The 20126-nt window shown below is 60.9% G+C and carries 21 protein-coding genes, 2 pseudogenes and 1 other annotated feature; of the genes and pseudogenes, 10 read left to right on the forward strand and 13 right to left on the reverse strand.

What is annotated here, in order from left to right:
* Positions 1-104: 104 nt before the first annotated feature.
* Entirely contained in the window at positions 105-998 is an 894-nt protein-coding gene (locus tag CA833_RS20835; protein ID WP_207081027.1) for an NAD(P)/FAD-dependent oxidoreductase, read from the forward strand.
* 657 nt (positions 999-1655) lie between these two features.
* Here the strand turns inward: CA833_RS20835 and CA833_RS20840 are convergent.
* Together CA833_RS20840 and CA833_RS20845 are read right to left on the reverse strand one after the other, a co-directional pair.
* Positions 1656-2120, reverse strand: coding sequence for a GNAT family N-acetyltransferase (locus tag CA833_RS20840; protein WP_207081028.1), 465 nt, complete (start codon positions 2118-2120; stop codon positions 1656-1658).
* Positions 2117-2515: a rhodanese-like domain-containing protein gene (locus CA833_RS20845; RefSeq protein ID WP_207081029.1), complete on the reverse strand. Its 399-nt coding sequence runs from the start codon at positions 2513-2515 to the stop codon at positions 2117-2119. Before CA833_RS20845 ends, CA833_RS20840 begins: the two co-directional genes overlap by 4 nt.
* Before the next feature lie 83 nt (positions 2516-2598).
* Here CA833_RS20845 and ftrA point away from each other — a divergent pair, with 83 nt between their 5' ends.
* Positions 2599-3558 carry a transcriptional regulator FtrA gene (ftrA, locus tag CA833_RS20850; protein ID WP_207081030.1) on the forward strand — a complete coding sequence of 320 codons (960 nt, stop codon included), beginning with the start codon at positions 2599-2601 and terminating at the stop codon, positions 3556-3558.
* Here ftrA and CA833_RS20855 read toward each other — a convergent pair.
* Entirely contained in the window at positions 3518-3955 is a 438-nt protein-coding gene (locus CA833_RS20855; RefSeq protein ID WP_370584609.1) for an NUDIX hydrolase, read from the reverse strand. The two genes, ftrA and CA833_RS20855, sit on opposite strands and share 41 nt — an antisense overlap.
* A gap of 11 nt (positions 3956-3966) precedes the next feature.
* Complete coding sequence (locus tag CA833_RS20860; protein ID WP_207081032.1) at positions 3967-4503, reverse strand: pyridoxal-phosphate dependent enzyme; 537 nt, start codon at positions 4501-4503, stop codon at positions 3967-3969.
* Between the two features lie 82 nt (positions 4504-4585).
* Between CA833_RS20860 and CA833_RS20865 the strand changes: the two genes are divergently transcribed.
* Complete coding sequence (locus CA833_RS20865) at positions 4586-4894, forward strand: helix-turn-helix transcriptional regulator (RefSeq protein WP_242526573.1); 309 nt, start codon at positions 4586-4588, stop codon at positions 4892-4894.
* 89 nt (positions 4895-4983) lie between these two features.
* On the opposite strand, the gene CA833_RS20870 is transcribed toward CA833_RS20865, so the two are convergent.
* From CA833_RS20870 to CA833_RS20880, 3 genes are all read right to left on the reverse strand, one after another.
* Positions 4984-5544 carry a DUF924 family protein gene (locus CA833_RS20870; RefSeq protein WP_207081034.1) on the reverse strand — a complete coding sequence of 187 codons (561 nt, stop codon included), beginning with the start codon at positions 5542-5544 and terminating at the stop codon, positions 4984-4986.
* A gap of 79 nt (positions 5545-5623) precedes the next feature.
* Entirely contained in the window at positions 5624-5833 is a 210-nt protein-coding gene (locus CA833_RS20875) for a hypothetical protein (RefSeq protein ID WP_207081035.1), read from the reverse strand.
* Between the two features lie 63 nt (positions 5834-5896).
* A protein-coding gene (locus CA833_RS20880; RefSeq protein WP_207079409.1) for an IS3 family transposase occupies positions 5897-7068 on the reverse strand; the annotation gives its coding sequence in 2 pieces (ribosomal slippage) (positions 5897-6804 and positions 6804-7068; 1173 coding nt in all).
* A gap of 67 nt (positions 7069-7135) precedes the next feature.
* On the opposite strand from CA833_RS20880, the gene CA833_RS20885 reads away from it, so the two are divergent.
* From CA833_RS20885 to CA833_RS20900, 4 genes are all read left to right on the forward strand, one after another.
* A complete protein-coding gene (locus CA833_RS20885; protein ID WP_370584610.1) occupies positions 7136-7960 on the forward strand; it encodes a zinc-binding dehydrogenase in 825 nt (274 codons plus the stop codon).
* Positions 7961-8002: 42 nt separating this feature from the next.
* Positions 8003-9088 carry a DNA polymerase IV gene (dinB, locus tag CA833_RS20890; RefSeq protein WP_207081036.1) on the forward strand — a complete coding sequence of 362 codons (1086 nt, stop codon included), beginning with the start codon at positions 8003-8005 and terminating at the stop codon, positions 9086-9088.
* Between the two features lie 149 nt (positions 9089-9237).
* A complete protein-coding gene (locus CA833_RS20895; protein WP_207081037.1) occupies positions 9238-9621 on the forward strand; it encodes an amino acid-binding protein in 384 nt (127 codons plus the stop codon).
* Positions 9622-9690: 69 nt separating this feature from the next.
* Complete coding sequence (locus CA833_RS20900) at positions 9691-9996, forward strand: sigma factor (RefSeq protein WP_207081038.1); 306 nt, start codon at positions 9691-9693, stop codon at positions 9994-9996.
* A gap of 239 nt (positions 9997-10235) precedes the next feature.
* Here CA833_RS20900 and CA833_RS20905 read toward each other — a convergent pair.
* Both CA833_RS20905 and CA833_RS20910 read right to left on the reverse strand, forming a co-directional pair.
* Positions 10236-10451, reverse strand: a pseudogene (locus CA833_RS20905) (integrase core domain-containing protein); the annotation flags it as partial.
* Positions 10452-10467: 16 nt separating this feature from the next.
* On the reverse strand, positions 10468-11535 hold the full coding sequence (locus CA833_RS20910; RefSeq protein ID WP_142639180.1) for an IS110 family transposase: 1068 nt from the start codon (positions 11533-11535) through the stop codon (positions 10468-10470).
* Positions 11536-11869: 334 nt separating this feature from the next.
* Here CA833_RS20910 and CA833_RS20915 point away from each other — a divergent pair, with 334 nt between their 5' ends.
* The gene (locus tag CA833_RS20915; RefSeq protein ID WP_207081039.1) at positions 11870-13246 is read left to right on the forward strand and encodes an IS30 family transposase; all 1377 of its coding nucleotides are present in this window, start codon (positions 11870-11872) and stop codon (positions 13244-13246) included.
* A gap of 34 nt (positions 13247-13280) precedes the next feature.
* On the opposite strand, the pseudogene CA833_RS20920 reads toward CA833_RS20915, so the two are convergent.
* The 3 genes and pseudogenes from CA833_RS20920 to CA833_RS20930 all read right to left on the reverse strand — a co-directional run.
* Positions 13281-14212, reverse strand: a pseudogene (locus tag CA833_RS20920) (IS3 family transposase); the annotation flags it as partial.
* Positions 13815-13931: a sequence feature (AL1L pseudoknot), on the reverse strand. (Overlaps the previous pseudogene by 117 nt.)
* A gap of 133 nt (positions 14213-14345) precedes the next feature.
* The gene (locus CA833_RS20925) at positions 14346-15692 is read right to left on the reverse strand and encodes a diguanylate cyclase (RefSeq protein ID WP_207081040.1); all 1347 of its coding nucleotides are present in this window, start codon (positions 15690-15692) and stop codon (positions 14346-14348) included.
* A gap of 173 nt (positions 15693-15865) precedes the next feature.
* On the reverse strand, positions 15866-16261 hold the full coding sequence (locus CA833_RS20930; RefSeq protein WP_242526574.1) for a MarR family winged helix-turn-helix transcriptional regulator: 396 nt from the start codon (positions 16259-16261) through the stop codon (positions 15866-15868).
* Positions 16262-16383: 122 nt separating this feature from the next.
* Here CA833_RS20930 and CA833_RS20935 point away from each other — a divergent pair, with 122 nt between their 5' ends.
* On the forward strand, positions 16384-17910 hold the full coding sequence (locus CA833_RS20935) for an FAD-dependent oxidoreductase (protein WP_242526575.1): 1527 nt from the start codon (positions 16384-16386) through the stop codon (positions 17908-17910).
* Between the two features lie 40 nt (positions 17911-17950).
* A complete protein-coding gene (locus CA833_RS20940) occupies positions 17951-18514 on the forward strand; it encodes an NADPH-dependent FMN reductase (RefSeq protein WP_207081043.1) in 564 nt (187 codons plus the stop codon).
* Between the two features lie 403 nt (positions 18515-18917).
* Here the strand turns inward: CA833_RS20940 and CA833_RS20945 are convergent, their stop codons facing one another.
* Positions 18918-19928: a sensor histidine kinase gene (locus CA833_RS20945; protein ID WP_207081044.1), complete on the reverse strand. Its 1011-nt coding sequence runs from the start codon at positions 19926-19928 to the stop codon at positions 18918-18920.
* Between the last annotated feature and the right edge of the window lie 198 nt (positions 19929-20126).

Below are 20126 nucleotides of genomic sequence, written 5' to 3' on the forward strand. Positions count from 1 at the left end.
CCTTTCAGGCTCGCGCTATCATGTCACATGAAAAGTTGCAAATTGCCCGCGCCCCGCATACGTAATGTTAAATGTTACGTTTTGGATGGAACGGGATTTGAAGAATGCATGATGTGATCGTAATCGGCGGCAGCTTCGCCGGACAATCAGCGGCCATGCAACTCGCACGGGCACGTATGAACGTTTTGCTGATCGATGCAGGGTCACCCCGAAACCGCTTCGCAGAAGCCTCTCATGGGTTCCTGGGCCAGGATGGCAGAGCGCCTAGCGCCATCATGCGTGAGGCCGCTTCACAATTGATGCGATATCCAACTGCGCAGGTCTTGCAGGGTACAGCGCAGGACGTCTCAGAGGAGGCCGACCGGTTTATCGTGCAACTCGCCGACGGTGCTGAGTATCAGGCGAAGCGGCTGGTACTCGCCACTGGCGTTTCCGATACTTTGCCCAGCATCCCTGGCATGGCGGAGCGATGGGGTGAAACCGTCCTTCATTGCCCGTACTGCCACGGATATGAAGTCCGCGATCACCGGCTTGGAATTATCGCCACGAACCCGATGTCAGCGCATCAGGCTGCGTTGATCCCCGATTGGGGGCCAGCAACCTACTTCACCCAGGGCATCCACGAGCCGGACCCGGAGCAGGCGATCTTGCTTGGTAAGCGCGGCGTCGTAATCGAGCGTGTTCCGGTCATTTCGCTCATCGGCGATGCACCCGGTTTGGATGCAGTGGAACTGGCGGATGGGCGCCTTATCGAGGTCGCCGCTGTGTTCACAGCACCGAAAACCAGACCCTCCAGCGCGATCGCCGAGCGTCTCGGGTGTCTCCTGGAAGATGGGCTGACTGGACCTTTCGTCAAGGTCGATGCTTGGGGAGCAACCTCCGTGCCCGGGGTTTATGCCGCCGGCGATGCGACCAGCCCGATGCACAACGCCACGGTCGCATCGGCATCGGGCGTGCTCGCGGGAATAGCAGCGCACCAATCCTTGATCAGATCGTAATCACGTGAAGCCTCTGACAGCTACCTGGCTGTCAGAGGCTTCATTGACCGGTTGAGGTATGATTTTTCCGCATTAAATTACCGAATGGCAATCAAATCTCGGAAAGCAGGCGATCGCTTTTCAGGATCATCAATATAGCTCTTGGATCACCAGAAGAGGTGCATTGTCGCGAGAACCGACCCTCTGCAGCCGCTCCGCCTTATCATTCTGGATGCCCAAGACTGGCCGGGAGCAGCGAATGGGTGTCCACATGCCTGCTCAGAACAAAGCACCGACGCAAAATGAGCTTCAATGCAGAGCCCACAATGACTGCTTACAGGTAAACCCTGGAAGCCGTTGAATGTCCGGGAAGGGCGCGGTTTCCGACCGGCCGCTCTCGCTCAAATGGGCCTTCATGTCTTGACCGTAAGTTGACGGTCCGCTCCCATTGTCTGCAGTCAATTGAAGCAGGCTGCGTCCACGCGATTCAGAAACGATTCTTCAACGAACCGGCGCCCAAGCATCATCCCCGGGTCGATGTCGTTTGGTGCCATCCGGCATGGGATTTGCTTTACTGGAGCAGTTCACCATCTGCATGGATCTCGCAACAGGTCGCCTCACTACGTTACTCTGCGATTTCGATATTCGGCAGAGTGAGCCGTTCGTAGTGGTTCAATCCTAGGGAACTCCTGCATCAAGTTGCATCGTGAAGCGCATCTTTGGGATGCAGATTGCTCCTTCGTGTTGGTAGAAGCCAATCGCCTTGTCGTTCCAGAGTGGCGTCTGCCATTCCAGCCGATCGGCTCCTTGTCTTAGCGCCATTTGACGGACATGGCGCAGCAGGCGCCTGCCAACACCTTGTCCACGAAGGCTAGATGTTACGAAAAGGCAGTCGAGATGAGCCCAGCGAGTTCCGCGCCATAACGCATAGTCGAAAGTCAGCGCAGCATATCCTGCAAGCTTGTCCGGCAGGGCAGCCACGACGATGCGCATGCCGCCCGTACTGTCGTCGAGCACCTGTAAAAGCTGCGCCTGCGAAATCGATGCCTCGCTTTTCTCGTAGCGCGCGTGGTCGCGGACCAGTGAGAGCAAGGCCTCGCCGTCTCCGGGCACTGCATCGCGGATCGTCGCGTTGTCGGTCATTCGCCGACACGAAGGGCAAAGCCCTCGTCCAGCCAGCCAGTGACGCCGCCAGTCATGATCTTCACAGGCCGGCCCAATTCGGCCAGTCGTAGAGCGCCGCGCGCAGCACCGTTGCAATGCGGCCCGGCGCAGTAGGTCACGAATACCGTGTCGTCACCCCATTGCTTCATCTTCGAGGCGATGATCTTGCCGTGCGGCAGATTGACGGCACCGGGCACATGTCCACGTGCAAAGAGCGTTGGGCTGCGCACATCGAGCAGCACGAAATCGGGCATGCGCGTCTCTAGCGCCTCGTGGACGTCCCAACAGTCAGTCTCGAAGGCGAACTGTGCGGCGAAATGGTCCCTCGCGGCAATGCTTTCGGCGGCGGGAATGACGGTGACGGCACTCTTCATAAGCGGATTTCCTTTCGCGATCCCGATTGCCGCAAGGGCGAACTGCCTTGCAATTGGCGCGAATGACAATATGCGTAGAGATCATGCCAAAGTCTCCGCCATTGGTTGTTGCCCTGCTGTACGACGGGCTCTGCACGTTCGAATTCGGAATTGTCGCAGAGGTCTTCGGCCTGTCCCGGCCGGAGTTGGGTGCCGAGTGGTATCGCTTCGCCAGTTGCCCGATCGAACCCGGTCCTTTGCGGGCGCACGGCGGCTTCTCGCTCGTTCCCGACGGCGACATCGACCTGATCGACAAGGCTGACCTGATCGTCGTTCCCGGCTGGAAAGGTGCAGAAGTCGCAGTTCCCGAAGATCTGATCGAACGGCTGACGCGGGCTCATGCGCGCGGGGCGCGGCTGGCTTCGATCTGCTCCGGCGCTTTTGTGCTGGCTGCGACCGGACTGCTGGACGGGGGCATCGTCACCACCCACTGGCGCTATGCCGAAGCGATGCGACGACGCTTCCCGACGGTCGAGGTGGACGAAGCGTCCCTCTACCGGCAGGAGAACCGCATCTTCACTTCGGCCGGCAGCGCGGCGGGTATCGACCTCATGATCGAGATCGTGCGGCAGGACTTTGGCTCCGGCGCGGCGAATTCGGTGGCACGGCGGATTGTCATGCCCGCGCACCGCAGCGGCGGACAGGCGCAGTTCCTCGAACGTCCCGTCCGCACACGCCCGGACAGCGACCTGGCCCCTCTACTCGACCGGATAAGGCAGGAGGTACATCTGCCCTGGACGATCGCGCAGATGGCGCAAGCCATGGGGATGAGCAAGCGTACGTTCGAACGTCGCTTTGGCGAAGCTACCGGGCAGGGACCTGGGGAATGGCTGATCTGCCAGCGCGTGGACGCAGCAAAGGATTTGCTGGTGCGGACCAGCCGCCCGATGGAGGAGATCGCTTTGGCTATCGGCTTGGCAAGCGCCCACGCTCTGCGCCATCATTTCCGCCAGCGCGTGCAGCTTAGTCCGGTGGAGTATCGCAAGGCCTTTGCTCGTGGCTGATGCGCTGGGCTAGGCGGGCGACTTCAGCAACATCGGCGCTCAGTTCAGATGTCATTTGGTCCAGATCCGCAATACGGATCCAGGACGCTTCCAGCGCATCGTCGGCCGCAACCGGCTCTCCCGATATCCAGCGGCACAGTGAGGCAACAAGGATGTAGTGATGGCGCACATGATCGTCGTCGTCGCGATCGACCGCATCGAGCGCTGTGAGCACACAGATTGATCGCGCGGTCACGCCGGTCTCCTCGGCCAGTTCACGCTCGGTGGCGGCAGCGATACTTTCTCCCGCATCGATCTTTCCACCGGGAAAGCCCCACTTACCCGCGTCAGGCGGATTGGCTCGTCGGACAAGGAGCACCGTATCGTCCTTCAAGACAACCGCAATCGCGGCGGGCACTGGGCGCTTAATCAGGACACAGTCTCCTCTTGTGAATTGTTTGAACCGGCGATCCAACTTGCCATTCTCAGCCATCCGTTTGGGCGCTTTCCTGGCAAAACCGAACTTCGGCTTCTAGGTTCGTCAGAGCGACCGCTGAGAAACCGGTAAGCGGGAGCATGGAAGAATTCGACCTTGGCATTACTGGCTTCCATAGCCGCGAGTTTCATCGGGTCCGCTGTCTCCGGCAGGCAGATTGTCACAGGCACGCGCGCCGCCTTTCCGGCGTGGGCCAACGCCAATCCGTGGTTGCCGGCGGTCGGTGCAATAACCCCGATTTCGCGCTCGTTCTGGCTGAGGTTCGCAATGACGTTGGCCGCTCCGCGCAGCTTGAAACTGCCGGTGTTCTGCTGGTTTTCGAGTTTGAGGCGAACTTCCGTCCCCGTCATGCGCGTCAGCGCCTCGGATGTCTCCAACGGCGTGATCCGTATCAGCGGATTGATCAATTGCGCCGCCTTGAAAACGTCTTTTGCCGAGACGATGTGATCGGCGCTTTCGTTCTTGTCCATGATGCCCTACCAGAGAGTGCATAGCCAGAAGGCTATATAGAGGTTTGGCTATATGGATTCGTCACACGCGTCAACGGCGGACTTGCTGCGCGCACTCGGGAATGAACATCGCCTCACGATCCTGGGTTGGCTATCCGATCCCCGGGCGCATTTCCCCGAACAAAGGGACGGCGATCTGGTGGAGGATGGCGTGTGCGTTGGCTTCATCACCGACAAGATCGGCCTCAGCCAGCCAACCGTGACCAATCACCTGCAATATCTGTCGAAAGCGGGGGTCGTGACCTCGAAGCGCATCAAGAACTGGGCCTTCTACAAGCTCGTTCCGAGCCGGATCGAGGAGGCGAAATCGGCGCTCGCCAGAATTACCGAGCGGTCGGCCGTTCTCAGGTGAGCCATCCACCTTAAGTGAGTGCTGATTGGCAGCTTTCGGGATTTGCTCGTGTGGTGCCCAACGACCGAAATGGGGGCGGACGCAGCCTATCACACCCGCCGCGATTCCGCCCGATTTCCACTCAAGAATGAATTCTCATCGTCCGTGTTGAGCCGTTCCAGCGCGGCATTGCGTCGGGGAAAGCGACCAAACCGGAGCACCTCATCTTGGTGTACCTGTGCAAAGGCGACCAGCTGGTTTGCGAAGGCCTTCAGCCGCTCAAAGCATTCCACACTTAGTCTTTGGAGTTCGAGGCTCTCCGCATGCATCAGAGGCATGTAGAAAAAATGCCGCTGAGCAAACGAGAGTTGCTCGTCCATGCCCTTGCCGACACCGTCCACCGCCAGCTTTTGTGCACGTTCGTCCGAGGCAAAGGCCGCGGCTGATCCCCGAAAGATATGCCGAGAGAATTGGTCCAGGACGATAATCAGAGCCAGCCTGCCGAGCGGGCTTTCTGCCCAATCATCGAGATTTCCCGCAGCGGCCTCTTCCTGGAGTTTGCCGAAGCGAGTGCGCACGATTGGGTCAAGGCTGTCAGCGGCGCCGAACCAATCAGCTGGCGTGAGTTCGCGGAACCAGAAATCCAATACGCGGGCCTGTTCTGCATTCATCGCTTTGCCTTCTTTCCAGGAATAATCGGCAGGCAGGGACGCCCCTGCCTGCCAAAAGCCATCATCTGACGGCAATCCCTCATGCAACCAGTGCGGGGTAGTCGGTGTAACCCTTTTCATTGCCACCGAAGAAGGTCATGCGATCAGCGTCATTGAAGGGCGCACCGGATTTCAGACGCTCCACGAAATCGGGGTTTGCGAGGATCAATTGCCCATAGGCTTCGAGGTCAGCAAGGCCCGAAGCGACGTCGGAACCGATGGTATCGCGTGCACGGCCTGGGCGGTTCACGATCAGGCTGCCGGTCCACAGTCGGCGTATGATCTGCCCCCACCGAGTGGACCGATTGGTTTGTTAGTGCATTAAGCTCATCACCGCCATATCCGGACGGAGGTGGAGCGAAGCGGAACCGGAGGCCGGATATGGCGGTGTCGCCGTTTCTGGTGCCGGCGGTCGGTAGCCCAGGCTGCTGTGAGGGCGAACGGTGTTGTAATGCCGCCGCCATGCCTCGATCAGTACCTTGGCCTCCGCGAGGCTGTAGAAGATCTCGCCGTTGAGCAGTTCGTCGCGAAGCGACCCGTTGAAGCTTTCGTTATAGCCATTCTCCCATGGTGATCCCGGTGTGATGTAGAGTGTCTTCACGCCGATCTGGCCCAGCCATTTCTGGACGGCGGTCGCGATAAATTCGCTGCCATTATCGGACCGTATATGTGCAGGCGGACCGCGCGAGATGAACAGGTCGGCCAGGGCCGCCAGAACATCCTCATGCTTGAGCTGCCGTGCAACGATGAGCGCCAGGCATTCCCTGCTGGCCTCGTCGATGATCGTGAGGATGCGGAACTTGCGGCCATCATGCGTCCGCCCCTCGACGAAATCGTAGGCCCAGACATGTCCCGGATATTCGGGCCGCAGGCGGATGCATGAACCGTCATTGAGCCACAGGCGTCCCCGCTTTGGCTGACGCAGCGGAACCTTCAGCCCCTCACGCCGCCAGATCCGCTCAACCCGTTTATGGTTCACCGTCCATCCCGCATGGCACAGCAATGCCGTCACCCGGCGATAGCCATAACGGCCATATTGCTTCGCCAAAGCGATGATATCCTCTGTCAGCGCCTGTTCGTCATCCGCCCCGCGCGGCACCTTGCGTTGTGTCGATCGATGCTGACCCAGCACCCGGCATATCCGTCGCTCGGACACCGGAAGCTCTCGTCGTACATGATCGATGCAGCGCCGCCGCCGCGCAGGGCTCAGAAGTTTCCCTTGGCAGCCTCCTGCAGGATCAGCTTGTCCAGCGTCAGGTCCGAAATCGCCCGGCGAAGACGCTGGTTCTCTTTCTCCAGATCCTTCATACGCCGCGCCTGGTCCGTCTTCAGGCCGCCATATTCCTTCCGCCAGCGATAATAGGTTTGCTCGCTGACCGCGATCCGGCGGCAGGCTTCAGCCGTGCTCGCTCCCTGCGCCAGCACAATCTCAACTTCACGCAGCTTGCCGATAATCTCTTCCGGCTTGTGCTTCTTGCTCGGCATTCATCGTCCCTTTCGTGGTCCAGACTATCATAGTCTCTGGGCCACTCAGCGGGGGGCAGGTCAGACAGTGATCGCGGCCGGCCGCAACGCCAAGGCACTGGAAGGCAAGCTTGTCGGCATGATTGGCGGGGGAATGTATGCGGACTATCGCCGTATCGCGGCGCGAGATGTCGTCGCGCTTCCGGACGGCGCTAGCGCCGCTGATGGCGCGGCCATGTTCGTGAACCCGTTGACGGCTCTCGGCTTTGTCGAAACGGCCAGCAGGGAAGGCCACAAGGCTATCGTCCATACTGCTGCCGCCTCGAACCTCGGCCAGATGCTCCAAAGGGTCTGCCTCGCGGACGGCATTGCGCTCATCAACGTGGTCCGCTCGCCGGAGCAGGCGCAGATCCTGCGGGATATAGGCGCCCAGCATGTCGTCAACAGCCGGGACGAGGACTTCACCGCACAGCTCACGGCTGCGATCCGGGAAACCGGTGCGACGATCGCCTTCGATGCTATTGGTGGAGGGACGCTGGGTAGCGACATCCTTTGCTCGATGGAACGAGCCGCGGTAGAAAATTCGGGCAGCTACAGTCGCTACGGTTCGGACACGTTCAAGCAGCTCTACATCTACGGTGCTCTCGACCTTGCACCCACCACGCTCAACCGAATGACGTTCGGCTTTCAGTGGTCTGTCGGCGGTTGGTTGCTCTTTCCGTTCCTGCAAAAGGCGGGGTCGGAAGTCGCCGCCCGCCTGCGCGCGCGGGTCTTGGCCGAACTCACGACGACGTTCGCCAGCCGGTATACCCAGGTCGTCGGCCTGGGGCAGGCGCTGCAACCGGACGTCCTGCGCCGCTATGAACGCAAGGCGACCGGGGAGAAGTTCCTGATCGATCCTCGGCTCGGATAACCGCGGACTTCGCGACCTTAATATCGAGTGGCCAAGTCGCCGGTGGCCGAGTCTCCGCCCCGAAAGATCATCCACGTCGATATGGATGCCTTCTTTGCGTCTGTCGAACAGCGCGACGATCCCTCGCTGCGCGGCAAGCCGGTCGCCGTCGGTTATCCGGCCGCGCGCGGCGTGGTGGCGGCCGCCAGCTACGAGGCCCGCACGTTCGGCGTCCGTTCGGCGCTGCCTTCTGTCACTGCGAAGCGGCGGTGCCCCGACCTCATTTTCGTGTCGCCGCGCTTCGAGGTCTACAAGGAGGTATCGCGGCAAATCCACGCGATCTTCGCCGATTATACCGATCTTATTCAGCCGCTGTCGCTCGACGAAGCCTATCTCGATGTGACGGCCAACAGGCGCGGGATTGCCACCGCCTGGCTGACTGCCAAGGAAATCCGCGCACGGATTCTTGAGGAGACGGGGCTCACAGCCTCCGCCGGGATTTCCTATAACAAGTTCCTGGCCAAGCTCGCGTCTGACCAACGCAAGCCCAATGGCCAATTTGCCGTCACCCCCGACATGGGCGCTGCATGGGCCCAGAGCCTGCCGGTGAAGCGGTTCTACGGGGTGGTGCCGGTCACCGCGCGTAAAATGGAAGCGCTCGGGATCGAGACCGGCGCCGATCTGCGCGCCAAGACGCTCGACTTTCTCCAGAAGCATTTCGGCGGCTCGGCCGAATGGTATTACCAGATCGCGCGCGGTACCGACGAGCGGCCTGTCAATCCGGACCGTGAGCGCAAGTCCTCGGGCACCGAGACAACCTTCGACCGCGAACTTCTGGCAAACGACGAGATCGAGGCAGGTGTGCTGGGTCAGGCCGACGACGTATGGACCTGGTACGAACGAGCACAGTCCTTCGGCCGGGCCGTGACCGTGAAGGTCAAATACGCCGACTTTCAGCAGGTCACGCGCAGCAAAACCTTCCCTACTGCCGTGTGCAGTCATGCCCAGCTGCGCGAGGCAAGCCTCGCGCTGGTCCGCCTTGTGCTGCCGACCGAGAAAGGCGTGCGCCTTGTCGGCGATAGCGTATCGGGCTTCGAGCAGCAGGAAGTGCGCGTCGCTCTGCCACTGTTTGCGGATAGGCTTGCCTGAGAGGCACAATGCAGCAGGATGTGCGAAGCACCAGATCGCCGCTGTGACCAGCGCGATTCTCGCAAGCGCGATGACGATGCGGGCCGACAGCGGTAGCCGAGCTGAGGCTCCCGGCGACAGTCACGCCGCGCATGGAAAGGCCGCGCACGATGTTTGACCTGGAATTCCATTTCGACGATCGGCCGGGCGCCTTGGCGGCTCTGGGCGAAGCGATGGGCCGCGCCGGGGTGCCTTTCGAGGGCGGCGGCGTCTTCCCTTGCAATGGCAAGGCGATTGCGCACTTCCTGTTCCGCGATGGTGAGGCCGCGAGGCAAGCCGCTGCCGCTGCGGGGATCCCAACCGTTGCCGTGCAGCGACCGCTTATTCGGAAGCTCAAGCAAGGAACGCCGGGGCAACTGGGCGCGATTTCACGTGCATTGGCTGATGCCGGCGTGAATATCCTGGTGCAATATTCCGACTATCAGAACAGGCTTATCTTGGTCTGCGACGATATCGACATGGCGGACGAGGCCACGAGGAACTGGGCGCTCTAGCTTTTGCAGAGCGCTGAAGCGCTGGTCATCCATGATTGAAGCAGGGCGCCAGGGTGTTATCTTGCAGAGGTGAGAGATGCGGATGCCGAGCGCCAGAAACTTGTCGCCGCCTCGGCGCGGGTCGCCTCGCGCGACCGATGCGCGCTTGGGGAGGTCTATGAGATGACCTCGGCGAAGCTTTTCGGCATTTGCCTTCGTATCTCCGCCGATCGGGATGCGGCGCAGGACATTTTGCAGGACGTGTATATCAAGGTGTGGAGCCGCGCCGGCAGGTTCGATTTCGGGAGAGCACGCCCGATGCACAATGCCACGGTCGCATCGGCGTCGGGCGTGCTCGCGGGAATGGCCGCGCACCAAGCCTTGGTCAGGTCGTAATCACGCGAAACCTCTGACAGCTCCTGACAGCTCCGCGGCTGTCGGAGGCTTCTGTGGCTAGTTGAGGCAAGAATTTTTCGGTGATCAATCACTGAATGACTTGGAAATCTCTGAAAGCAGGCGGTCGGCTTTTTGGGATCATCGAGAGGGCTTCGGGAAGACCGGATTGGGCGCCTTGCAGGCTGGTCGCTTCAGCGACATGAACCGCACCGAGATTGCCGGAGGCCAGTTTTCTTAAATTAGGCAGCCAGTGGGACGTCGTCCAGCATAGCGTAGTAGCGTTGCTCGGCTTCGACGGGCGGAATGTTTCCGATGGGCTCGAGAAGGCGCCTATTGTTGAACCAGTCGACCCATTCCAGCGTGGCATATTCGACGGCTTCGAACGAGCGCCAAGGCCCTCGACGGTGGATTACTTCGGCTTTGTAGAGACCGTTGATCGTTTCGGCCAAAGCGTTGATGCTCCTATGTTGGTCAAGAGCCTTTCGCGGCTGCTGGGAGCGGCTTTTCAGTGCAAAGGTGTTGGTAGATTTCGCGAGCGATGTAGCGCTTGAGGCACCGCCGGATTTCGCGAGGTGACTTGCCTTCGGCGGTTCGGCGCTGGATATATTCGCGGGTCGGCGGATGGTGGCGCATGCGAACCAAGGCGACGCGGTACAGAGCCGCATTCGCCCGCCGGTTGCCACCGCGGTTGAGCCGGTGACGGTTGGTCTTGCCACTTGATGCCGGCACGGGGCACACGCCGCATAGCTTGGCGAACGCGGCCTCGGATCGGATCCGCTGAGGATTGTCGCCCAAGACAATGAGCATGTCGGCGATGGTACCGGTCGACACGCCAGGCGCATCCATCAATGCCGGTGCGTGGGCACGCACCAACTGCTCGAGGACGGCTTCGTGCTCTTTGATCTCGGCATCCAGCATCAGCCATCGGTTCGCCAATGCGCGTAGCGCCATCTTCGCCGATGCAGTGGTGGATAGCAGTGCCCCCGGGCGCAGCGCTGCGATCGCGTGGATAAGCGTCATCTTGCCGGTCATGCTGATGAACCGCTCGCGCAACGCCTGGGGCGCGTTCACCAGCATTGTCTTGAGCGTGACCATGGCTTGTGTTCGCGCTTTGAGCGCGGTGTCGCGGGCGATCTTGAGGTGACGGATCATTTCGACGGTGCCATCACCGAGCTTGGGCTCACCGCCAGCGTCACCCGCAAGCACGGCCCTTGCAGCAGACTCGGCATCCACGGTATCGGTCTTGCCATATCGACGCCGGAGCTGCCGGTTGATCCGGCCGACCTCAATGACGCGCCAACCCTTCGCAGCCAACGCACGTGCGAGGCCGGCACCGTATGAGCCAGTTCCTTCGATACCGAACGCGTGCACGGTTCCGTGCTCGGTTGCCCAAGCTGCTACCTGGCGATAGCCCTTGCTGGTTACCGGGAACGATGCTGTGGCAAGCCGCGCGCCCAATCCGTTGATCGCGACCGCGACGTGAACGTCTTTATGGGTGTCGATGCCGATGACGACGGCGTCTGGTGTGATATCATGCATATTGGTCCTCCAGGCGGGTGGAACCCGAAGGCCCTTCGCGAGCGGACAGGACTGTGACGGGACGGCACTCCCTCAGGCTCCTATCAAGTCACGTTTCGCGACGCCCCGGGTGCAGCCTGGAGGGCCGACAGATCAACGCCATGACACGTGGTCAGTCGTAAGCACGGGTCAGACCTTCCAGACTGCACGCATCTTCTCACAGTCGTAGCTGTCGCCGACGCTGCCGACGGATGGCTCGATGCCGGCTTCAGCGAGACGTTCGGTGTACTTGATTGACACGTATTGGGCGGATTCAATCGGTCGTCGCAACACCAAGAAATTGGAGGTTGCGAACATGGCCGGTCGAAGAGCATCAGAACGGTGCACCCGAGAGAAGCTGCATTCACCCGGGCGTCCATCTGCGTGGTTGCGTGAGCATCATTGTCGCTTCTGGGAGTCCATCGCCCGCGGGCGTTCGAGCGAGGAAGCTGCTGCGGATGCTGGCATCTCGACGCCGCTCGGACCGCGCTGGTTTCGGAGTTCGGGAGGTATGCCGCCAACACATCTGGCGCCTTCGGCGCCGGCGCCCAGCGGAAGATTTCTGACCTTTCGCGAGCGGGAAGAAATCGCCATCGAGCTTGCCACAGGATCGACGATCCGTGCGATCGCGCGCAAACTGGGGCGCTCGCCCAGCACGATCTCACGCGAAGTACGGCGCAACGCTGCCACTCGTGGCGGCAATCTGGATTACCGTGCCAGCGTCGCGCAGTGGCACGCTGAACGCGCAGGTCGGCGTCCGCGGCCGAGCAAGCTGGCCAGCAATCCTGCTCTACGCGCTTATGTCGAGGAGCGTCTTGCTGGTCGGGTCACGAATGCTGATGGTATCGTCTTTACCGGCCCTGAAGTGGCATGGAAGAAGCGGCGCGCCGTGCTTCGACAGAGCCGGCGCTGGTCGATTGCATGGAGCCCGGAGCAGATCGCCCATCGGCTGCGGATCGACTACCCAGAGGATCCCGCCATGCGCATCAGCCATGAGGCAATTTATCAATCCCTGTACATCCAGGGACGTGGTGCCCTGCGCCAGGAATTGACGGCTTGCCTGCGCTCGGGCCGAGCCCTTCGCGTGCCGCGCGAACGAACACGCGGTCGCGGAAAATCCTTCGTTGATGAAGCCATCATGATCAGCGAGCGCCCCGCGGAAGTGGAGGATCGTGCTGTTCCCGGACATTGGGAAGGTGATCTCATCCTGGGACTGCATAGCTCCGCGATCGGCACCCTCGTCGAACGCAGTTCGCGATTTACGATGCTGCTGCACCTCCCGCGCGAGGAGGGATATCAGCGCGGTCGCGGGATCAAGAACGGTCCGCCGCTTGCCGGGCATGGAGCCGAAGCCGTCCGCAAGGCCATCGCCGAATCCATGCGGGAGCTGCCAGAGAAACTCCGTCAGTCACTCACGTGGGACCAAGGTGCCGAGATGGCCCAGCACGCAACGCTCCGGGTCGACAGTGGACTGAAAATCTACTTCTGCGATCCGCAAAGCCCATGGCAGCGTGGCTCAAATGAAAACACCAACGGCCTGCTCCGCCAATACTTCCCGAAGGGCACCGATCTCAGCCGGCACTCGATACCAGAACTCGAAGCAGTTGCTCACGCCATGAACACGCGCCCGCGTAAGACGCTCGGATGGAAGACACCTGCAGAAGTCCTCGACCAGTTCCTCGCCCCGCAGTAGGAAGCAGGTGTTGCGACGACCGATTGAATCCGCCTTGCGATCCACGGTCGCTGTGATGGACTAGGCCGCCGCGATGAACGGGCTTTCGGTCGTGGATGGCCTGCTCCAACGCATCCAGCACGAAGCTGGCATGCGCTGTTCTGCTGACGCGCCAACCCACAATGTAACGGGCGTAGACGTCGATCACGAAGGCAACGTAGACGAACCCCGCCCAGGTCGCGACATAGGTGAAGTCGGAGACCCATAGCATGTTTGGCGCCGGAGCATGGAACTGGCGGTTGACCTGATCGAGCGGGCATGGGGCCGCCTTGTCCGCGATCGTGGTGCGAACCGGCTTGCCGCGGATCACCCCTTGTAGACCAAGATCTCGCATCAACCGCTGCACAGTGCAGCGCGCGACATCGAAGCCCTCGCGCTTCATCTGCCGCCACACTTTGCGCACACCGTAGACGCCGAAGTTCTCGGCAAAGACCCGCAGAACTTCGGGCTTCAGCTCTTCATCCCTCCGGACACGAGCAGATTGCAAAGCCGGGTCTCGCCGCTTGGCAAGGCGTTCGTGATAGGTGGATGGGGCGATCGGCAGAACCCGGCAGATCGGCTCGACCCCATAGGCATCGCGATGTTCGTCGATAAAGGCGATCATCGTTTGAACGGGCGGTCGAGCTCCGCCTGGGCAAAATATGCCGACGCCTTGCGCAGTATCTCGTTGGCCTGCCGCAGTTCGCGGACTTCACGCTCCAATGCTTTGAGTTTCTCGGCGGTCTCCGTCGGCACGCCTCCGCGCTTGCCGCTGTCCACCTCCGCTTTCTTCACCCATTCCAGCAGCGTGTGCCCGGAACACCCAATCTTCTCGGCAACCGATGTGATCGCAGCCCAGCGAGAGGGGTAATCGCCCTCGTGATCCAGTACCATCCGGATCGCTCGCTGCCGAACCTCAGGGGCGAACTTGTTCGTCGTCTTGCTCATCGTAGACCCTATTCTCTCAGGAGTTAGGGCCTCCGGCAATCTCGGTGCGGTTCAACAGACAAATTTCTGCCCTGGCAGCTGACGCGATTTCCGGATTGTCAGGAAGGCGCTTTTAGGACTTGCTGAAGTATGATTAGGCAGACGTCGGCTCGAAGAACTCAATTCTGTTCCGGCCGTTCTGCTTGGCCTTGTAGAGTGCTTCGTCGGCAGATTTGATCAGGTATTTCTGATCGGGATGGCCTGTATGGCAGGCAATTCCTATCGATGCGGAAACCTGCAAGGTCTGGCCATTCTCGATTTCCAGATCGCGGCGTTCCAGGTCGGCACGAATTCGCTCCGCAATATCATAGGCCTGATCGCGGCCGGTTTCGACCAGAACCACCAGGAATTCCTCGCCGCCATATCGGAATACGAAATCTGATGACCGGACGTTTTCGATAATGGCCTGCGCGACCTGCCTGAGAACGCTGTCGCCAATGGGATGGCCGAAGCGGTCGTTGATGCTTTTGAAGTGGTCGACGTCGATCATGATGACCGAAAGCGAACTGCGATTTTCATTGGCAAAGGCAATCTCACGGCCGAGAATGACCGGCAGAAAACGCCTGTTCAGCGCCCGCGTCAAAGGATCCCGGCCATTTTCCATCGCCCCCAGGGTCTGGAAAAGCTCTCCCAGCAAATAGGATATTTCATCGACGGCGGCTTGCAGCGAACCGAGCGCGTCGGCCGGACCGGTCGTGCTTTCGATATCCGGAAGCAGTTGGTTGTCGATTTTCTCGACCGCCGCGACCAGATCGCTGAAAGTCGCAGAGGCCTCGAACATGAACTGTGCGCGGTGCCGGATCCAGAGGCCGAACGGCGACGCCGACAGTCGCAGCAGGTCGGTGCTGCCGCGCAGAAGCGCAAACAGGGTGTTCTGGCACCACTCCATCAAGCTTGCGCGCTGACTTTCCTTTTCCACCGCGACGTCCTGGTCGAGGGAAAAGAGCCGATAGGCCTCATCGAGGCGCGCCCGCGCTGTCACTCCTTTCACATAGGCCTGGCTCATGATCGTGATCGCCAGATCCATCCGTTCATGCAGGGTTTGCAGGGTGTCGAACGCGGCTGCTGCAGGGAGTGCCTCTCGCAGCAGCCGGGCCAGCTCGCATTTGATGAGCAGGGCGCCCTTCATCACGAGATGGACCGGAACCTTGATGCGCGCGTGGACTTCGCCGATCGTTTTCTGGCTGTCTTGGAGCTGCGTGGATTGCCGGATGTCGACAGGGCCCAGAAGACCCGTCAACCAGTTCCGCAACGATAGAGTGAGCCGGTTTTCGACGACGGCATTACTGAGGAACTGCTTGGCTTCTGTATCCTGCAGCAAAGTGTCGTAGAACAGCGCGACGAGTGCATCCGCGTGTTCCTCGACGATGGCGCGCACTTCGGGCGGGATATGGCCGCCGACCGGTGAGAGAACGCCGTTCGTATCCTGATCCATGCTCATCGCCGTACAATCCTTCTGCCTGAGCCCGTTAGCTTCAGGTGAAGGAAATCTCCAGTGCGTTGTCCGGCAGGGTCAGGGCGATGATCCGAGGATATCATCCGTACGCAAGGCGGCACACATGCAGTAGTATGCAGGTATTGGATCGGCCGATCGATTGCCTGTCGCAGGAAAGCTCACCGCATGAGATCGTCCGCGAAACGCCTCAAGAGCACGCGCAGCTGATCGAGGTCGGCTTCGGTCCAATTCGCCAGGATGCGATTTGCCAGCCTTTCCCGCGCTGCATTCAGTAACGCGATCATCTCGCCGCCTTTTTCGTTGACGGAGGCCTCTCGCACGCGTTTGTCGGATGCCGAGGCGCGCCGCTCGATGAGGCCCAGATCCTCCAGCTTCGTCATCTGGCGGCTCACCGTCGTGTGATCGCGGCCGGTGCGATCCGCCAGTTCGACAACGCCGATTGGCCCATAACGACCGATGCGCGCGAGAAGCGGGAAGAGTGCGCGGTCCAGCGGAATGCCCGCTTCTTCGATCAGCCGGTCATCGCGGCGAGGGCGGTTGATCTCATCGACCACGTCGATGAGCGCTGTGTGAAGTTCGCGCAGGATTTCGGAATTATGTGCATTACTCACGTTTTGTTGCCCGACTGCGAATGGAAATATATGTGCGTATTACACATTGATTCGCGGAGATGCCAGTGCCATTCGATACGGAAATCCTGATCAGCGGCGCCGGAGCGGCTGGTCTTGCTCTGGCCATCGACCTCGCCCGGCGCGGGGTAGACTTCATCCTGATCGAGCAGAACACCCAGCCATTCGAAGGGTCGCGGGGCAAGGGGATCCAGCCTCGAACGATGGAAGTGTTCGAGGATTTCGGCGTGGCCGATCGCCTGGCCGCTGCAGGCGGTCCCTATCCGCCCTTGCGGGTCTATCATGCGGACGGCACGATCGAGGAAGGCTCGCTAACCGAGGCCGGAGCGATCCCCACACCCGCGGAACCCTATGCAGGACCGCTGCTAGTCGCGCAGTTCCGTACCGAAGCCGTGCTGCGGGAGCGTCTTGCTGAATTCGGCTACCAACCGCGCTTCGGGATGCGGCTCAAGGGATTCGAGCAGGATGGCGAAGGCGTATCCGCCCGTGTTGAGGATGCGACTGGTGAGCGTAGGATCCGGGCGCGCTACCTGATCGGTACGGACGGCGGTCGCAGCTTCGTGCGGCATGCGCTCGACATCGGCATCCCGGGTGAGACACTGGGCGTGCGCGCGCTTGTCGCCGACGTAGAGCTTGAGGGACTGGATCGGCTTGCCTGGCATCGTTTCCAGGGTGGCAGCAGCGCCACGCAGTTGCTGGTCTGTCCGCTTGTGGGCACCGATTTGTTTCAGCTTCAGGGGCCGGTTCCGCTCGAAGGCGATGTTGATCTGACGCCTGAAGCGCTGACGACGCTAGTCTGCGAGCGGAGCGGCCGCAAGGACATCGTCATCAGGTCGGTGTCATGGTCTTCGGTTTACGCGATGAATGCACGACTGGCCGACAGTTATCGGGTGGGCCGGGTTTTCCTTGCAGGCGATGCGGCGCATATCCATCCTCCGACCGGCGGGCAGGGTCTCAATACGAGCGTTCAGGATGCCTACAATCTTGCCTGGAAGCTGGCTGCCGTGCTTGCGGGTGCGCCGGGCACCCTGCTCGATACCTATGAGGAGGAACGCAGGCCTATCGCCGCTGACATGCTCGGTCTGGCAACACGCCTGCTCGGCGAGGCCACGAGTGGGCAGATGCGTCGCAGCCGCGAGGTGCGGCAACTCGACCTTGGCTATCCCCGGTCTTCTTTGTCGCTGGCTGACCAGGGCGGCCCCGCCCGTGTTTTAGCCCATGTTGTGGCCGGCGATCGTGCCCCGGACGCGCCGTGTCTTGGGCGAGCCGGACAGCCCACACGGCTGTTCACACTGTGTCAGGGGCCGCATTGGACGCTGCTGGGTAATGACGATGGGCATCGGCCAAGGCCCCGCAAGGATTTGCGGCTGATCGTCGTCGGTAAGGGCGGTGACGTCATCGACGATGGCGGCCACATCGATGCGGCTTACGGTCTCGAAGCCGGGGCATGGGCCCTGATCCGGCCGGATGGCTACATTGCCGGTATTTTTGCAGCTGAAAATTTGGATCAGACGCTTTCGGCCTATCTGGACGGCGTTCAGCCAAAGCTCGGCGGCGTGGGGGACCCAAGATGAACGCAGGCATTCCTTCCGGTTCGCCATCAGGAGTTCGGTCATGACACATATCGCCATTATCATCGGCAGCACCCGGAACCAGCGTATTGGTCACAAGATCGCACAATGGATTGGCGAGATTGGAGCCGGTATTGTCCCCGGCTCGGTTGACCTCGTCGATCTGCGCGATTGGCCGCTGCCGATGGACGATGAGCCCGGTATCCCCGCCATGGGACAATACAGCCAGCCGCACACGCTGGCATGGAGCCGGAAAGTCGCGCGTTACGGCGCCTTTGTCTTCGTGACGCCGCAATACAACTGGGGCTATCCCGCGCCGCTCAAGAACGCGCTCGACCATCTCTACCGCGAATGGACGGGCAAGCCGGCCATGATCGTCACTTATGGCGGGCACGGTGGCGGCAAATGCGGCGCCCAGCTGCGGCAGGTACTCGAGGGGCTGAAGATGCGTTCGGTGGAAACGGTACCCGGCCTGAGCCTGCCGCGGGAGAGGATCGAGGCCAACGACGGACAGATTGTCCCGGCTGCCCAGTTCGCGGATGCCGCTGGTGATGTTGTGCGGGCCTGGAAGGAATTGGCCGAACTCGTCACTTCGCCGCGGGCGTGAGCATGATGCGTTTATGCCGCCTCGCATCACATCGCGTGAAGCGCAGGATCGGTGGTTTCCAGCACCTCCGGAGATCTCGATGGTAGCTTTCACATCAAGGCTTCTGGGCCCGGTTTTGCCCCTTCGAGAATTGACTAAGCGGTGTGGGTTTTCGAGGCGCCATCGGGCCGCGCACAGGGGGCCGGCGGCGGACTATGTGCGGTTCCGGCCCGCAACGCAGTACCGCTCCCCGCGACGGCCTCCTTAGAGACCGGCGCATCGCTTGGCATTGCCGTCATGACATTTCGCGGACGGGGATCTGCGCGGCAGGAAAGTGCTGGTCCATGGCGGTGCAGGGTGGCAGGGGAAGTGTTGAAAGTGGCCCACAGGAGCAGCGATGGCGAGGGCTACGCTTCTGAATTTGCTAGCTACCCAGTTCCGTCAGCGGTGTTCGCATTTCCAGCCCGAAGCCATTGGCTTCGTAATGACGTGTCACCGTGCTTTTGTTTCCAACACCCATGTCGATGAGGCGAGTGCCAAACCCCTTCCGCTCCGGTTCAGAAACCGGCGGTCCGCCCGCTTCCTGCCAGCGAAGAAGAAGCTGTTCGCCCTCGATCGTCCAGGAAAGGGTGACGCTGCCGGAAAAGCGCGAAAGCGCGCCATACTTGGCTGCATTGGTGGCAAGTTCGTTGAGGACCAGTGAGAGAGCGACGGCTGTGCGTGAACCGATCGCAAGATCGGGGCCGCTCGCAGATATACGATGATCGTGGTCGTGCGGTTCCAGCGAGGCATGAATGACTTCGCTCAGGGACGCTGCCGCCCAGTCACGGCGCAAGAGGATGTCATGAGCGTGGCCCAGGGCTTGCAGTCTGCGAAACAGATTATCCATTGCGCCGGGTTCGGCTGCGCCGCGCAATGTTTGCGAGGCAATCGCCTGAACAAGCGCAAGCGTGTTCTTGAGACGGTGTCCCAGTTCCGCGTTGATTACCGCCAGACTAGCTTGCGCCTGCATCTTGCCGGTCGTTTCCACCACGGTATCGAGCATGCCGGCGATGCTGCCGTCGGCCAGTCGCAGGGGGCTGTAACAGAAGGTGAACCAGGCTTGCTCACTCTGACCGGTGCGGTCGATGACGAGCGGAAAATCCTCAATGTACGTGGGAGTGCCGGCGTAGGCGCGCTTGGCAATGGGGCCGATCGTATCCCAGGCTTCTGCCCAGATGGCTGCAAACGACTTCCCGAGTGCATCGGGCTTTTTGCCCAGGATGGGAAGGAAGGCGTCGTTGTAAATCGTTGTCAGGTCCGGCCCCCAGACGATTGCCTTGGGGAAGCTGGAATCGAGAATTTGCCGGACGACGATCTTGAGTTCGGAGGGCCAGGCGGAGCGAGGGCCGAGAGGGGTTCCGCTCCAATCGAATGCATCGATCTTGCCGCGCATGACAGAGGAAAGCGCAGCATCTGCAGCGGCCGGTATCTCCATTATGAAGGGGGTGGCCGGTGCGATCTGTCCGGATGCATCTATGCTCTGATCTATTGCTTTCCATTCAAAGCACGTCTCAGCGTGCTCACTCTCGTACCGCCTTCTTGCGATGTGGCAATTCAATTCGTGATAGCGCCGTTTGGCAAAAGAGCTCGC

It is taken from the genome of Novosphingobium sp. KA1, from assembly GCF_017309955.1.
GTDB lineage: Bacteria > Pseudomonadota > Alphaproteobacteria > Sphingomonadales > Sphingomonadaceae > Novosphingobium.

Bases quoted from the DNA above. Each gene is read 5' to 3' on its own strand.
- CA833_RS20835 (WP_207081027.1), top strand. From the start codon at position 105: ATGCATGATGTGATCGTAATCGGCGGCAGCTTCGCCGGACAATCAGCG.
- CA833_RS20840 (WP_207081028.1), bottom strand. From the start codon at position 2,120: ATGACCGACAACGCGACGATCCGCGATGCAGTGCCCGGAGACGGCGAG.
- CA833_RS20845 (WP_207081029.1), bottom strand. From the start codon at position 2,515: ATGAAGAGTGCCGTCACCGTCATTCCCGCCGCCGAAAGCATTGCCGCG.
- ftrA (WP_207081030.1), top strand. From the start codon at position 2,599: ATGCCAAAGTCTCCGCCATTGGTTGTTGCCCTGCTGTACGACGGGCTC.
- CA833_RS20860 (WP_207081032.1), bottom strand. From the start codon at position 4,503: ATGGACAAGAACGAAAGCGCCGATCACATCGTCTCGGCAAAAGACGTT.
- CA833_RS20870 (WP_207081034.1), bottom strand. From the start codon at position 5,544: ATGAATGCAGAACAGGCCCGCGTATTGGATTTCTGGTTCCGCGAACTC.
- CA833_RS20895 (WP_207081037.1), top strand. From the start codon at position 9,238: ATGTTTGACCTGGAATTCCATTTCGACGATCGGCCGGGCGCCTTGGCG.
- CA833_RS20910 (WP_142639180.1), bottom strand. From the start codon at position 11,535: ATGCATGATATCACACCAGACGCCGTCGTCATCGGCATCGACACCCAT.
- CA833_RS20915 (WP_207081039.1), top strand. From the start codon at position 11,870: ATGGCCGGTCGAAGAGCATCAGAACGGTGCACCCGAGAGAAGCTGCAT.
- CA833_RS20925 (WP_207081040.1), bottom strand. From the start codon at position 15,692: ATGAGCATGGATCAGGATACGAACGGCGTTCTCTCACCGGTCGGCGGC.
- CA833_RS20940 (WP_207081043.1), top strand. From the start codon at position 17,951: ATGACACATATCGCCATTATCATCGGCAGCACCCGGAACCAGCGTATT.
- CA833_RS20945 (WP_207081044.1), bottom strand. From the start codon at position 19,928: ATGCGCGGCAAGATCGATGCATTCGATTGGAGCGGAACCCCTCTCGGC.